Here is a 14,018-nt window from a genome sequence, read left to right as displayed (position 1 = left end):
GCGAGGCAACACGACCCGAGGTAGACCGCCCGCACATGGCCAAGCGCACCAGTTCGAATTCCGACGAAGAGATCGCCGAGAAGATCGTCGACATCGACGTCGGGGTCGAGATGCAGAACGCATTCCTCGAGTACTCCGTCTCGGTCATCCACTCGCGAGCCCTGCCGGACGTGCGTGACGGGCTCAAGCCGGTGCAGCGCCGGATCCTCTACTCGATGAGCGAGATGGGCCTGCGTCCCGACAAGGGGCACGTGAAGTCCTCGCGCGTCGTCGGCGACGTCATGGGCAAGTACCACCCGCACGGCGACACCGCGATCTATGACGCCCTGGTGCGCATGGCCCAGCCGTTCACGATGCGCCTCCCGCTCGTCGACGGCCACGGCAACTTCGGATCGCTCGACGACGGCCCGGCCGCCTCGCGATACACCGAGGCGCGTCTGGCTCCCGCGGCCCTCGTCATGACGGCGAGCCTGGACGAGAACACCGTCGACTTCGTCCCGAACTACGACGACCAGCTCATGCAACCGGGCGTGCTTCCGGCGTCGTACCCCAACCTGCTCGTCAACGGCGTCTCCGGCATCGCCGTGGGCTTCGCGACGAACATGCCGCCGCACAACCTCGTCGAGGTCATCGGCGCGGCCCGCCACCTCATCTCCCACCCCGACTGCAGCCTCGACGACCTCATGAAGTTCGTCCCGGGCCCCGACCTGCCCCTCGGTGGTCGGATCGTCGGGCTCGACGGCATCCGCGACGCCTATCTCACCGGCAAGGGGACCTTCCGGACCCGGGCCACGGCACGCATCGAGAAGCTGACGCCGCGCAAGTCCGGCATCGTCGTCACCGAGCTCCCCTACCTCGTCGGCCCCGAAAAGGTCATCGAGCGGATGAAGACCCTCGTCCAGGGCAAGAAGCTCCAGGGCATCAGCGACGTCAAGGACCTCACCGACCGCAAGCACGGACTGCGCCTCGTCATCGAGGTCAAGAACGGCTTCAACCCCGAGGCCGTGCTCGAGCAGCTCTACAAGCTCACGCCGATGGAGGACTCCTTCGGCATCAACAACGTCGCCCTCGTCGACGGGCAGCCGCAGACGCTGGGGCTCAAGGACCTGCTGCGCCACTACGTCGAGTTCCGCATCGACGTGGTCCGTCGCCGCACCGAGTTCCGGCTCGGCAAGGCGCAGGACCAGTTGCACCTCGTCGAGGGCCTGCTCATCGCGATCCTCGACATCGACGAGGTCATCCAGCTCATCCGCAGCAGTGACGACACGGCGGCGGCGCGCGCGCGGCTCATGACGGTCTTCGACCTCAGCGAGCTCCAGGCGAACTACATCCTCGAGCTCCAGCTCCGTCGCCTGACGAAGTTCTCGCGCCTCGAGCTCGAGAAGCAGCGCGACGAGTTGCAGCAGCAGATCGAGGAGCTCGAGGCGATCCTCGGCGACGAGAAGCTGCTCCACCGCACGGTCTCGAACGAGCTCGCGGACGTCGCGAAGAAGTACGGCACGCCCCGGCGCACCGTCCTGCTCGAGTCCGCCGGCACTGGTGCGGTGAGCGCTGCCGCGGCTCCGCTCGAGGTCGCGGACGACCCGTGCTGGGTGCTGCTGTCCTCGACCGGCCTGCTCGCGCGCACTTCGAACGACGAACCGATCCCGGCCGAGGGTCCGCGGGCCAAGCACGACGCGATCATCGGCGCGGTCCGCACGACGGCGCGCGGCGAGGTCGGTCTCGTGACGACGCGTGGCCGGATGATCCGGATCAGTGCACTCGAACTGCCGGCGATGCCGCCGCTCGGTGGCGCGCCGTCGCTGTCCGGTGGCGCACCGCTCGCGGCCTATGTCGACCTGCCCAAGGGTGAGGAAGCGGTGTCGATCGTGTCGCTCGCTGCCGACGGCCCGGGCCTCGCACTGGGCACCGCCCAGGGCATCGTCAAGCGGGTCACGGCGGACCAGCCCAAGTCCCACGACTGGGAGGTCATCTCGCTCAAGCCCGGCGACTCGGTCGTCGGCGTCGGGCAGGTGGTCTCGGGCGACGAGGAACTCGTGTTCGTGACGTCCGATGCCCAGCTCCTGCGCTTTGCTGCGAATTCGGTTCGGCCGCAGGGCCGTTCGGGCGGCGGCATCGCCGGTGTCCGCGTCGCCTCGGGCCAGAAGGTCGTCTTCTTCGGGGTCGTGGATCCCGCGCGCGACGGCGTCGTCGTCACCGCGTCGGGGTCGGGCGACGCCCTTCCCGGCACGCAGCCGGGCGCAATCAAGGTGACGCCCTTCTCGGAGTACCCCGCCAAGGGGCGCGGCACCGGCGGCGTCCGGGCCCACCGCTTCCTCAAGGGCGAAGACACGCTGATCCTCGCGTGGGTGGGTGCCACGCCCGCCCGGGCCAGTGGTGCCGGTGGCGTGGCCATCGAGCTGCCCGAGGCCAACGGTCGGCGCGACGGCTCGGGCGTCCAGGGCTCGTCGATCATCACCGGCATCGGCGCTCCCCTCTCCTGAACGACGCGCGACTTCTTGCCCGTGTGGGACGGCGGATACGCGCGACTTCTTGCCCGTGTGCGACGGCGAGCGCCAGCGAGTTGTCCCACACGGGCAAGAAGTCGGAAGGGTGACGCGGTCGCCCGAGGTGGGCGGACGGCATACCGGCGTATGCCGCCCCGCACAGTTCCCGGATGACGATCGCGTTACGCGATCGTGACATCCCGGCGGCGTGGAGGTCTTCCCTGTCCGGTGTAACCGCTTTTACACTGCAGAACGGATCACCTCAGCGCCGAGGTCAGTGGCTGGCCCGGCGCGTCCCCTGGAAAAGATGGAGGCGGGCATGGCCCACAAATCACCTCGCCGCACCGCGAAGGTCCTCGCGACCCTCGCTGTGGTGTCCCTCGGACTCGCTGCCTGCGGTAGCTCGTCCGACGACGGCGACAGCGGAAGCGGCGACAGCGCCGCGACCAAGATCGACTGCGCGCCCTACGAGAAGTTCGGCGACCTCAAGGGCAAGGAAGTGTCGGTCTACACGACCATCGTCGCCCCCGAGGACGGACCGCACATCGCCTCGTACAAGCCGTTCGAGGACTGCACCGGAGTCAAGATCAAGTACGAAGGCTCGCGCGAGATGGAGGCCCAGATCTCCGTGCGCGTCAAGGGTGGCAACGCCCCCGACATCGCGTACCTGCCCCAGCCGGGTCTGCTCAAGACCCTCGTCGCGACGGGCAAGGTCATTCCCGCTCCGCCGGAGACCGAGGCCAACGTCGACGCGAACATGCCCGACTGGAAGACCTACGGCACCGTCGACGGCAAGTTCTACGCCGCTCCGCTCGGCGCCAACGTGAAGTCGTTCGTCTGGTACTCGCCCACCGCGTTCAAGGACAAGGGCTACGAGATCCCCAAGACGTGGGACGAGCTCCTCGCGCTGACCGACAAGATCGCCACGGACAACCCCGAGGCCAAGCCGTGGTGTGCCGGGATCGAGTCCGGTGACGCCACCGGCTGGCCGGCCACCGACTGGGTCGAGGACGTCATGCTCCGCACCGCGGGCGCCGAGACGTACGACAAGTGGGTCAACCACGAGATCCCGTTCAACGACCCCGCCGTCGCCACGGCCCTCGCCGAGGTCGGCAAGATCCTCAAGAACCCGAAGTACGTCAACGGTGGCTACGGCGACGTCAAGACGATCGCCTCGACCTCGTTCCAGGACGCGGGCCAGCCGATCCTCGACGGCACCTGCTTCATGCACCGTCAGGCGTCGTTCTACGCGGCGAACTGGCCCGAGGGCACCAACGTCGCCGAGGACGGCGACATCTGGGCCTTCTACCTGCCGGCCAAGGACGAGACGACCAAGCCGGTTCTCGGCGCCGGTGAGGTCACCGCGGCCTTCCGCGACGCCCCCGAGGTCAAGGCGTTCCAGACCTACCTCGCCTCCACGGAGTGGGCGGTCGAGCGCGCCAAGACCTGCGGCACCGGTGGCTGCCTCACGGCCAACGTCAACGTTGACCCGACTCTCCTGAAGAACCCGATCGACAACCTGTCGGCCACGATGCTCACCGACAAGAACGCGACGTTCCGCTTCGACGGCTCCGACCTCATGCCGGGTGCCGTGGGCGCGGGCACGTTCTGGAAGGGCATGGTCAACTGGATCACCGGAGAGAACGACAAGGCCACGCTCGACTACATCGAGAACTCCTGGCCCAAGTCCTGACCTGAACTCCGAGGTCACACGCCGGGGTGGGGTGGAGTCCACCCCACCCCGGCTTTCCTTTCCGTCAGCACCCTCATCCCTGGAGGTGGAGTCATGGTTGCGAGCCTGCTGAGCGTCGCACCGTCCGGGATCCCGGAGCCCTTCCTGCGTGCCGAGAGCACCGCGGGCAAGTTCTTCCTGATGTTCTTCGCCGTGGCGTTCTTCGCGGCGGTCTTCGGCCTTGTGCTCTTCCTGGCCTCGCTGCTCAAGGGCAAGCGCGGCGAGCAGGGTCAGGGCATGTTGTTCGCGGCACCGGCCGTGCTGCTTCTCGCGGTCGGCCTGCTGTACCCCGCTGTCCTGACGATCATCCAGTCGCTGCGAGGCAAGTCCGGCGACGGTGCTTTCTCGTTCGAGAACTACAGCGCGATGTTCAGCCAGCCCGAACTCCTCACGGTGCTGCGCAACACCGCCCTGTGGGTCATCCTCGTGCCCTTCCTCGCCACGGCGATCGGGCTCCTCTACGCCATCCTCATCGACCGGGCGCGCGGCGAGGCGTTCGCCAAGGCGCTCATCTTCCTGCCGATGGCGATCTCGATGGTCGGCGCCAGCATCATCTGGAAGTTCGTCTACCAGTACAAGCAGACCGAGCGCCCCCAGATCGGCCTGCTCAACCAGCTCTTCAAGCTCGTGGGTCTCGAGACCCAGCAGTTCCTCCTCGAGGCGCCGCTCAACACGCTCATGCTGATCATCGTCATGGTGTGGATCCAGGCGGGCTTCGCGATGACCGTCCTCTCGGCCGCGATCAAGGCCATCCCGGACGACATCATCGAGGCCGCTCGCCTCGATGGGGTGTCCGGTTTCCGCATGTTCCGCTACATCACGTTGCCGAGCATCCGGGCGGCAGTGGTCGTCGTCCTCACGACGATCGGCATCGGCACGCTCAAGGTCTTCGACATCGTCCGCACCATGACGGGCGGTCAGTTCGACACCTCTGTCGTCGCCAACGAGTTCTACAACCAGAGCTTCCGCTACAACGCTCCCGGTCTGGGTGCCGCGCTGGCCGTGCTGCTCTTCGTCCTCGTCATCCCCATCGTCGCCTACAACATCGTCCAGATGCGCAAGGAGGCCTGAGACATGAGCACCCTCCAACCGGCAGCAACGCCCGAGTCGATGATCGACGACGCCGTCCCGCCGTCGTCCGGCAAGGCAAAGAAGACCGCGACCGGCGACGCCGCCCGCGCAGTGAGCTCACGGTGGGCATCCCTCGTGGCGATCATCATCGCCGTGCTGTGGACGACACCCACCGTCGGACTGCTCGTGACGTCGTTCCGCACCCAACGCGACATCAACTCGAGCGGATGGTGGACGGCCTTCGGCAACCCGGGGGCGTTCACCCTCGAGAACTACCGCGAGGCGCTCGAGCCCGGAGCAACCTCGAGCTTCAGCCAGTACTTCATCAACACGGTCGTCATCACGATCCCCGCGGTGCTGCTGCCGATCTTCCTCGCCTCGCTCGCGGCCTACGCCTTCGCGTGGATGCCGTTCCCGGGACGTGACGCCCTGTTCGTCGCGGTCTTCGCGCTGCAGATCGTGCCGCTCCAGATCGCGCTCATCCCGCTGCTCGACATGTACACGAACAAGCTCGGTTTCGGGGCGTCCTACTGGAGCGTGTGGTTGTCCCACACGATCTTCGCCCTTCCCCTGGCGACGTTCCTCATCCACAACTTCATGAGAGAACTCCCGGGTGAGCTCATGGAGGCCGCACGTGTCGATGGCGCCGGCCACGTCACGATCTTCTTCAAGATCCTGTTGCCTCTGCTGACGCCCGCCCTGGCGGCCTTCGGGATCTTCCAGTTCCTGTGGGTGTGGAATGACCTTCTCGTCTCGCTGGTCTTCCTCGGTGGAACACCGGACGTCGCGCCGGTGACGGTGCGAGTCGCCGAGTTGGCCGGAACGCGCGGCAACGCGTGGTACCTCCTCTCGGCAGGCGCCTTCATCTCGATGATCGTGCCCGTCGTGGTGTTCCTGTCGCTGCAGCGCTTCTTCGTCCGGGGTCTGCTCGCGGGCGGCCTGAAGGGCTGACATGACTGCTCCAGACCGCCGTCGGCGGATGAGCACCATCACGGATGTTGCACGGGAGGCCGGGGTCTCCGTGGCCACGGTCTCCCGTGCACTCCGAGGGCTCGACCGGGTGTCCCCGCGCACCCGGGAGCGCGTCCTCAAGGTGGCCAACGAGCTCGACTACGTTGCCAGCCCAACGGCAACTTCGCTCGCATCGGGGCGCACCCAGGTCGTCGGTGTCGTCGCGCCCTTCCTCACCCGGTGGTTCTTCGCCACCCTGGTGAGCGCCATCGAGAAGACGTTGAGGCAGCACGATCACCATGTCCTCCTCTTCGACCTCGAGGACGACACCTACGACCAGCGCCTCCCCCTGTCACAGAACATGCTGTGGAAGCGCGTCGACGGCGTCATCACCCTCAATCTCCCGATGACCCAGGACGAACTCGACCTCGTGGACCGTCTCGGCCTCCCCCTCGTGGCCATCGGAACGCCCGTCGCGGATCGCCCCAACGTTCGCATCGACGAGGCGCAGGCCATGCGCACGGCGACCGAACACCTTGTCTCCCTGGGCCACGAACGCATTGCCTACATCGGCGCGGTCCCGTCCAACAAGGCCCACATCCGCACGCCCCAGGCGCGACTCGATGCCTTCCGCGAGGTGATGCAGTCGCACGGACTGGCGGAGCACAAGCAGTGGATCCTCGGATCCGACTGGTCGGCCGACAGTGCTTCCGCCGACACCCATACCCTGCTCGCGTCCGACGATCGCCCCACCGCTATCGCAGCAGCGTCCGACGAGATGGCCATCGGCGCCATGGCGGCCGCCCGCGCACAAGGTCTGCACATCCCCGAGGACCTCTCGGTCATCGGCATCGACGATCACGCCCTGAGCAATGTCCTGGGCCTGACGACGGTCCGTCAGGACGTTGCGGCACAAGGACGCCAGGCCGCGGAGATTCTGCTGCGCTCCCTCGGAGTCGCGACCGACGGTGGTGACGAGACCGAAGTCGTCGTCCCGACCGAGCTCGTCATCCGCGCCAGCACCGCTCCCCCGACTGCCCTCTGACCAACTGATTGCCCGTTCGGCCAGTTCGTCGCTGCCCTCATCACGGGCACGAACGGGCAATCAGATGATGTGTCAGTGGTGCTCGTGGTCGGGGTCGCCGAGCTCCTCGACATCACGCATGTAGGTCTTCTTGGCGAAGAAGAACCGGTTCGCGAGCCAGGTCAGCGCCCAGAGGACGACACCGACGGCCAGCAGGCCTCCGGCGATCTTGTATTGCTCCTGCTGGGCCTCGCTGCGCGCCCAGGGGCCGGCCAGGAACGCACAGGCGATGGCGCCCACGATCGGCAGGATCGACGGCGCGATGAAGTGCTTGTGCGACACCCCATCCCGACGAAGCACCAACACGGCGATGTTGACGATCGTGAAGACGCACAGGAGCAGGAGCGCCGTCGTGCCACCCAGCAGGGACACCGTGTTGGCGCCGTCCTTGCTGGCGTTGGCCCGCACCACATAGATGATCAGGCCGAATGCGATGGCCGTCGTGAAGAGGATCGACACCCAGGGGGTGCGACGACCGGGGTGCACCCGACCGAGGACCGGCGGAAGCACCTCCTGCTTGGCCATGCCGTAGAGCAGCCGGCTCGCCATCAACATGTTGATCAGGGCCGAGTTGGCCACCGCGAACATGCCGATGAACGGGAAGACCTTGTCGAAGGGGAAGTTCGGCGCACCCGCCGCGACCACCTGGGTGAGGGCCGAGGCCTCGTTCGGATCGGCGAGCTTCCCGACGGGCACCAGTGCGACGGCGGTGATCGAGACGAGCACATAGATCAGGCCGGTGATGCCCAGACCGGTGAGCATCATCTTGGGGAAGTTCTTCTCGGGCTCGTGCGTCTCCTCGGCCATGTTGACCGAGTCCTCGAAGCCGACCATCGCGAAGAACGCGAGCGAGGTCGCGGCAGTGATGGCGAAGAACGTGCTCTTGTCACTGGGGCTGTCGAAGACGACCGTCTGCGAGAAGTCCGCCTTGCCCTGGGTCACGGCGTAGAGGCCGATGAAGATCACGAGGAGCAGACCGGACAGCTCGACGAGGGTGAGGACGACGTTGGCCTTGACGCTCTCGCCGACGCCACGGAAGTTGATCGCCGCGACGAGGGCCATGAAGCCCAGGGCGATGAGCAGGATCGGCGTCGATCCGGCGGGCCAGTCCTCCTTCATCCCGAGGCCGTCCCGGAGGAACCCGGCGAAGGCGTTCGACGCGGTCGAGGCCGACGTGATGCCCGAGCACATGACGGTGAAGCACACGAGGAACGTCAGGAAGTGGATCCCGAACGCCTTGTGCGTGTAGAGCGCCGCACCGGCAGCCTGCGGGTACTTCGTCACGAGCTCGAGGTAGGAGAACGCCGTGATCGTGGCGACGGTGAACGCGACGAGGAACGGTGCCCACGCTGCGCCGCCGACCTCGCCGGCCACCGAACCGGTGAGTGCGTAGACACCGGTGCCGAGAATGTCACCGACGATGAAGAGCAGCAGCAACCTGGGCCCCATGACCCGCTTGAGTTCGTGCTGCCCCTCGCCCGGTGCGTCGATGACGCCCGTGTCGCCTGCGGTGTGACCGCTCATCTCGAAGCCCTCCTGGTCGGTGCGCCCAACCGGCGCCTGTATCGGCCCACTGTGTCCCACATCACGTCTCAGGGCAACGGAAACGCGCCGGTATGCCGGGAAGTCGCCTTCCCGGCATACCGGCGCGTTGCGTTGTTGGTCGCCGCAGGCGACCCTGCGAACTCAGGCGTCGATGCGTTCGCGGTCGAGTTGCGCCGAGCCGCGGACGATGAAGTCGCGGCGAGGCGCGACCTCGTTGCCCATGAGGAGTTCGAAGATGCGCTCGGCCTGCTCGGCGTCGGCCATCGTCACCTTGCGCAGCGTCCGGTGGTGCGGGTCCATCGTCGTCTCGGCGAGCTGGTCGGCGTCCATCTCACCCAGACCCTTGTAGCGCTGCATCGGCTGCTTGATGTTGCGGCCACGCTTGGTCAGGGAGGCGACGGTCTTGCGCATCTCACCCTCGGAGTAGGTGTAGATGAGCTCACCCTTGCGGGCTCCGGCGCCGGCCACCTCGATGCGGTGCAACGGAGGCACGGCGGCATAGACGCGACCGGCCTCGACGAGCGGACGCATGTAGCGGAAGAAGAGCGTCAGCAGCAGGGTGCGGATGTGAGCGCCGTCGACGTCGGCATCGGTCATGATGATGACCTTGCCGTAGCGGGCCGCCTCGACGTCGAAGGTCCGCCCCGAGCCGGCGCCGATGACCTGAATGATCGCCGCGCACTCGGCGTTGCCGAGCATGTCGGTGAGCGAGGCCTTCTGGACGTTGAGGATCTTGCCGCGGATCGGCAGGAGGGCCTGCACGTCGGAGTTGCGGGCCAACTTGGCGGTCCCGAGCGCGCTGTCCCCCTCGACAATGAAGAGTTCGGTCGCCTCGACGTCGTTGCTGCGGCAGTCGGCGAGCTTGGCCGGCAGTGATGACGTCTCGAGCGCGTTCTTCTTGCGCTGCGTCTCCTTGTGCAGGCGCGCACTGATGCGCGATTTCATCTCGGCGGTGACCTTCTCGAGCAGCTGTGCGGCCTGCTGCTTCTCGCCGCGCTTGGTCGAGGTGAGGTTGGTCGTGAGTTCCTTCTCGACCACCCGGCCGACGATGGCGCGCACGGCGTTGGTCCCGAGGACCTCCTTGGTCTGCCCCTCGAATTGGGGCTCGGCCAGCCGCACCGTCACGACTGCGGTGAGCCCGGCGAGGATGTCGTCCTTGTCGACCTTGTCGTTGCCGACCTTGAGCCGGCGGGCGTTGACCTCGAGCTGCTTGCGGAAGACCTTGAGCAGCGCCTGCTCGAAGCCGGCCATGTGGGTGCCGCCCTTGGGTGTGGCGATGATGTTGACGAAGGAGCTGACCTTGGCGTCGTAGCCGGTGCCCCAGCGCACGGCGATGTCGACCTCACACTCGCGCTCGACCTCCTGCGGGGTCATGTGCCCCTTGGAATCGAGGACGGGGACGGTCTCGGTGAAGTTGCCGGTGCCCTGGAGGCGCCACACGTCGGTGACCGACGGGTCAGGGGCGAGGAACTCGGCAAACTCGCTGATGCCGCCGTCGTGGACGAAGACCTCCTCGTGGGGCCCCATCTCCCCCGCCGTCCCGGGCAGTCCGCGCTCGTCGCGGATGACGAGGGTGAGCCCGGGCACGAGGAAGGACGTCTGGCGGGCGCGTGCGACGAGCCCGTCGTAGTCGAACTCGGCGTCCTTGAGGAAGATCTGCGGATCGGCCCAGTAGCGGATGCGCGTGCCCGTCGCGCCGCGCTTGGCCTTGCCGACGACGGCGAGCTCACTGCTGCGCTCGTAGGGCGTGAACTCGTGCTCGGGACTCTTGTCGCTGCTGGCGACGTCCGGGAAGTAGCCCGGCTCGCCACGGCGGAAGCTCATGGCGTAGGTCTTGCCGCTGCGGTCGACCTCGACGTCGAGCCGTGCGGACAGCGCGTTGACGACCGAGGCGCCGACACCGTGCAGACCACCGGACGCGGTGTAGGAGCCCCCACCGAACTTGCCGCCGGCGTGCAGCTTGGTGAAGACGACCTCGACACCGGTGAGACCGGTGCGTGGCTCGATGTCGACGGGGATGCCACGGGCCTCGTCGCGCACCTCGACGGACCCATCCTTGTGCAGGATGACCTCGATGCGGTCGCCGTGCCCACCGAGCGCCTCGTCGACGGCGTTGTCGATGATCTCCCAGAGGCAGTGCATGAGTCCGCGGCTGTCGGTCGAGCCGATGTACATGCCCGGCCGCTTGCGGACCGCCTCGAGGCCCTCGAGGACCTGGAGGTGGTGCGCGCTGTAGTCGGACGAGGACTTGCTCGTCGCGGCCTTCTTGGCCGTGGACGTGGGGCTCATGCGTTCCTTCGGTCGTGCGGGTGCGGAGGTGCGGTTCGCGGTCGGTCGCCAGAGGCGGATCGGGTATGCCGTCCGCTCACCTTCGCGTTCCGCGACAGGCTAACTCCGGGCGCCGACAAGCCCGGCGAGGCGCGCTGTCGGGGGCATGAGGAATGATCGAGTCGTCGGCATCGGATCGGTCACAACGCGAACACCTCCCACGCGGGAAGAGGTTGGCGTGTTTGACTGTTGCAACGCTTGACGCCCACGCACCCGCGTGGGCCCACTGACGAGATCAGCCGAGGAGGCCGATGTGACCACCGCACTGGCACCCACCCTGACCAACGCGGACCGCTGCGACCGCTGCGGAGCCCAGGCCTATGTTCGCGCGACCCTGCACGTTGGGGGCGAGCTGCTCTTCTGCGCCCACCACGGTCGTGAGCACCTGCCGAAGTTGCGCGACCACGCCGACATCGTGGACGAGAGCGACCGCCTGACGGAGCCGCCCACCGTCGCCGACATCGACGTCTGACCCCGTCGAGTGAACCTCCTTCCGGAGGGCACCACCGTCTGGGTGCCGGCGATCCTCATCTTCGTGGGGATCGTCGGCATTGTCGTTCCCGTCATCCCCGGTCTGCTCGTCGCCGTCCTCGGGGTGCTCCTCTGGGCCTGGGAAACCGGGGGCGCGACGGCCTGGACCTTCTTCGGGATCTGCCTCGCGATTTATCTCGCCGGGGTCGCCACGCAATTCCTCGTCCCGGGCAAGCGGCTACGTCAGCAGGGCGTCAAGACCACGACCCTGCTCCTCGCGGTGCTGCTCGGCATCGTCGGGTTCTTCGTCATCCCCGTTGTCGGCTTCTTCGTCGGCTTCGTGCTCGGCATCTTCCTCGTCGAGCAGGGCCGCAGCCTTGACCGTGCGCAGGCGTGGGACCGGACCAAGCACGCCCTCAAGGCCATCGCCCTGAGCATGGGCATCGAACTCTGCGCCGGCCTGCTCATCGCCGTCACGTGGGTTATCGGCGTCCTCGCCACGTAGGCTCATTCACCACTGATTGCCCGTTTGGGCCAGCGCGGAGCGCAGCGACCAACTGACCCAAACGGGCAATCAGTGGTGGTCTGTCAGTTCCAGCCGTCCTGGCCGCGACGGTCCCAGCGGTCGTCGAGCTTGTTCATGAAGCCGGACCCGCTCTTCTGACGGCGACCGGAACTGGCCGGGCCCGTGGAGCCGTCGTCACGCACGACGGCGAGCTTGCCGCGCCGCGGCGGTGTGAGCGCGAACGCCACGGCCGCCACCATCACGGCGAAGCCCGCCGCCCCGACCCACATCGTGGTCTGGATCCCGACGAGGACGAGGCCGAGTCCGGCAAGCACACCGACGATGCCGATGATCCACCGCAGCCGCGTGGGGCCGCCACGGCGGGCTCCCTCCATGTTCGAGGCGAACTTGGGGTCCTCGGCGACCAGGGCCTGCTCCAACTGCTCGAGCATTCGCTGCTCGTGCTCTGACAGCGGCACGGCGTCCTCCTGGGGTGCGGCGTGTGTGCGACGTGACCTACATCTTCTACCCATGACAACGCACGGCGCCGCTGTTTCGTTGCTTCGCCAGCTGCGGTGCTGGTCTCTTCAGGATAGGTCGCGATCGTCGCTGGGGGAAGTTGAGCCCCGAGCTATCAGGCTTGCCGGACGCACCGACCCGGCACCAAACCGTGCACTCGCCCGGTCGATGGCCCGATCGGCCTCGCGCCACCCGTGATCGGGCTCGCCGAGCATGCCCTGGATGGGCGCCTCCTCGACCGCGACGAGCTTCTCCAGCCGGACCCCGACCAGGCGAATCCTGGCTCGCTGCAACCCCAGTGCGTCGAACAACCCCGTCGCCGTCTCATAGATCTCACGGCTCGTGTCGGTCGGCTCGCGCAGCGTGCGGGCCCGGGTGATCGTCGTGAAGTCGGAGAAGCGCACCTTGATCGACACTGTGCGTCCGGTAAGCCGAGCGGCACGGAGCCGCGCACCCACGCGGTCGCTCAGCTTGAGCAGGTGCCGGTGGATCTCACGCGGGTCATCGATGTCGTACTCGAACGTCTCGTCCGCACCAATGCTCTTCTCACGGTGTTCGCGGTGGACCGGCCGCGGGTCCCGCCCCCAGGCGAGCTCGTGCAGATGGGTGCCGGTGGCCTCCCCCAGCCCTCGGATGAGGGTCGGTAGCGGCGTGTGCGCGATGTCGGCGACCGTCCGCAGCCCGAGTCGGGTGAGTTGCTCCTCGGTCTTGTCCCCCACGCCCCACAGGGCGGCCACGGGCAGTTGCTGGACGAACGGGATGACCTCGTCCCGTGGCACGACGACCATCCCGTCGGGTTTGGCCAGACCGGAGGCGATCTTGGCGACGAACTTCGTCGACGACACCCCGACCGAGCAGGTGATGCCCTGCTCGTCATGGATCGTGTCGCGGATCTGCGCCCCGATCGTCGCGGGTGACCCGAGCCGGCGGATCGCCCCGGACACGTCGAGGAACGCCTCGTCGAGCGAGAGTGGTTCGATCTCGGGGGTCACCGAGCGGAAGGTTTCCATCACGGCAGCCGAGATCGCGGCATACAGGCGGTGATCCGGCGCGAGAACGGTTGCCTGCGGGCACAACCGGCGCGCCCGCGTCATGGGCATGGCCGAGGCGACGCCGTATCGCCGCGCCTCGTAGGTCGCGGACAGCACGACGCCCCGGTTGCCGCCACCGATGATGACCGGAGTGCCCACGAGTTCGGGGTGCGACAGCAGCGTCGCCGAGGCATAGAACGCGTCCATGTCGACGTGCAGGATCGTGCAGCCCGTGTCGTCCGGGGGGTCGCTCGACGTGCGCCCGGGGAGGCTGAACTGGCGGCGACTCATGGGC

Annotated in this window: 11 protein-coding genes; 7 read left to right on the top strand and 4 right to left on the bottom strand. The window is 67.3% G+C overall.

Translation table 11 applies throughout. The features are described 5' to 3' along the window. The first annotated feature begins 35 nt into the window (after nt 1–35). The 5 genes from N803_RS04075 to N803_RS04055 all read left to right on the top strand — a co-directional run bounded on the left by N803_RS04075 (nt 36) and on the right by N803_RS04055 (nt 7,285). Complete coding sequence (locus N803_RS04075; protein ID WP_035902892.1) at nt 36–2,483, top strand: DNA gyrase/topoisomerase IV subunit A; 2,448 nt, start codon at nt 36–38, stop codon at nt 2,481–2,483. Between the two features lie 322 nt (nt 2,484–2,805). Next, nucleotides 2,806–4,179: an ABC transporter substrate-binding protein gene (locus N803_RS04070; protein ID WP_035902891.1), complete on the top strand. Its 1,374-nt coding sequence runs from the start codon at nt 2,806–2,808 to the stop codon at nt 4,177–4,179. A gap of 93 nt (nt 4,180–4,272) precedes the next feature. Then, entirely contained in the window at nt 4,273–5,289 is a 1,017-nt protein-coding gene (locus tag N803_RS04065) for a carbohydrate ABC transporter permease (protein WP_052111759.1), read from the top strand. A gap of 3 nt (nt 5,290–5,292) precedes the next feature. Further along, a complete protein-coding gene (locus N803_RS04060; protein WP_035902890.1) occupies nt 5,293–6,240 on the top strand; it encodes a carbohydrate ABC transporter permease in 948 nt (315 codons plus the stop codon). Nucleotide 6,241: 1 nt separating this feature from the next. After that, entirely contained in the window at nt 6,242–7,285 is a 1,044-nt protein-coding gene (locus N803_RS04055) for a LacI family DNA-binding transcriptional regulator (protein WP_245616998.1), read from the top strand. A 72-nt stretch (nt 7,286–7,357) separates the two neighbouring features. On the opposite strand, the gene N803_RS04050 is transcribed toward N803_RS04055, so the two are convergent. Together N803_RS04050 and N803_RS04045 are read right to left on the bottom strand one after the other, a co-directional pair. Then, the gene (locus tag N803_RS04050) at nt 7,358–8,848 is read right to left on the bottom strand and encodes an APC family permease (protein ID WP_035902887.1); all 1,491 of its coding nucleotides are present in this window, start codon (nt 8,846–8,848) and stop codon (nt 7,358–7,360) included. Between the two features lie 162 nt (nt 8,849–9,010). Further along, nucleotides 9,011–11,158: a DNA gyrase/topoisomerase IV subunit B gene (locus N803_RS04045; RefSeq protein ID WP_035902884.1), complete on the bottom strand. Its 2,148-nt coding sequence runs from the start codon at nt 11,156–11,158 to the stop codon at nt 9,011–9,013. A 292-nt stretch (nt 11,159–11,450) separates the two neighbouring features. On the opposite strand from N803_RS04045, the gene N803_RS04040 reads away from it, so the two are divergent. Both N803_RS04040 and N803_RS04035 read left to right on the top strand, forming a co-directional pair. Continuing rightward, a complete protein-coding gene (locus tag N803_RS04040; protein ID WP_035902882.1) occupies nt 11,451–11,669 on the top strand; it encodes a DUF7455 domain-containing protein in 219 nt (72 codons plus the stop codon). Between the two features lie 9 nt (nt 11,670–11,678). Next, the gene (locus tag N803_RS04035; protein ID WP_035902881.1) at nt 11,679–12,173 is read left to right on the top strand and encodes a DUF456 domain-containing protein; all 495 of its coding nucleotides are present in this window, start codon (nt 11,679–11,681) and stop codon (nt 12,171–12,173) included. Nucleotides 12,174–12,256: 83 nt separating this feature from the next. Here the strand turns inward: N803_RS04035 and N803_RS04030 are convergent, their stop codons facing one another. Further along, a complete protein-coding gene (locus tag N803_RS04030) occupies nt 12,257–12,652 on the bottom strand; it encodes a DUF3040 domain-containing protein (RefSeq protein WP_035902880.1) in 396 nt (131 codons plus the stop codon). Nucleotides 12,653–12,760: 108 nt separating this feature from the next. Beyond that, a complete protein-coding gene (gene dinB, locus N803_RS04025) occupies nt 12,761–14,014 on the bottom strand; it encodes a DNA polymerase IV (RefSeq protein ID WP_035902879.1) in 1,254 nt (417 codons plus the stop codon). Nucleotides 14,015–14,018 lie beyond the last annotated feature (4 nt).

The organism is Knoellia subterranea KCTC 19937, from assembly GCF_000768685.1.
GTDB classification, from domain to species: Bacteria; Actinomycetota; Actinomycetes; order Actinomycetales; family Dermatophilaceae; genus Knoellia; species Knoellia subterranea.
Note: the sequence above shows the minus strand (reverse complement) of the source record. Positions and strands in the feature narration are given on the sequence as shown.

Excerpts from the sequence above, each read along its gene's own strand:
- N803_RS04075 (WP_035902892.1), top strand. The coding sequence starts at position 36 with ATGGCCAAGCGCACCAGTTCGAATTCCGACGAAGAGATCGCCGAGAAG.
- N803_RS04070 (WP_035902891.1), top strand. The coding sequence starts at position 2,806 with ATGGCCCACAAATCACCTCGCCGCACCGCGAAGGTCCTCGCGACCCTC.
- N803_RS04065 (WP_052111759.1), top strand. The coding sequence starts at position 4,273 with ATGGTTGCGAGCCTGCTGAGCGTCGCACCGTCCGGGATCCCGGAGCCC.
- N803_RS04060 (WP_035902890.1), top strand. The coding sequence starts at position 5,293 with ATGAGCACCCTCCAACCGGCAGCAACGCCCGAGTCGATGATCGACGAC.
- N803_RS04055 (WP_245616998.1), top strand. The coding sequence starts at position 6,242 with ATGACTGCTCCAGACCGCCGTCGGCGGATGAGCACCATCACGGATGTT.
- N803_RS04050 (WP_035902887.1), bottom strand. The coding sequence starts at position 8,848 with ATGAGCGGTCACACCGCAGGCGACACGGGCGTCATCGACGCACCGGGC.
- N803_RS04045 (WP_035902884.1), bottom strand. The coding sequence starts at position 11,158 with ATGAGCCCCACGTCCACGGCCAAGAAGGCCGCGACGAGCAAGTCCTCG.
- dinB (WP_035902879.1), bottom strand. The coding sequence starts at position 14,014 with ATGAGTCGCCGCCAGTTCAGCCTCCCCGGGCGCACGTCGAGCGACCCC.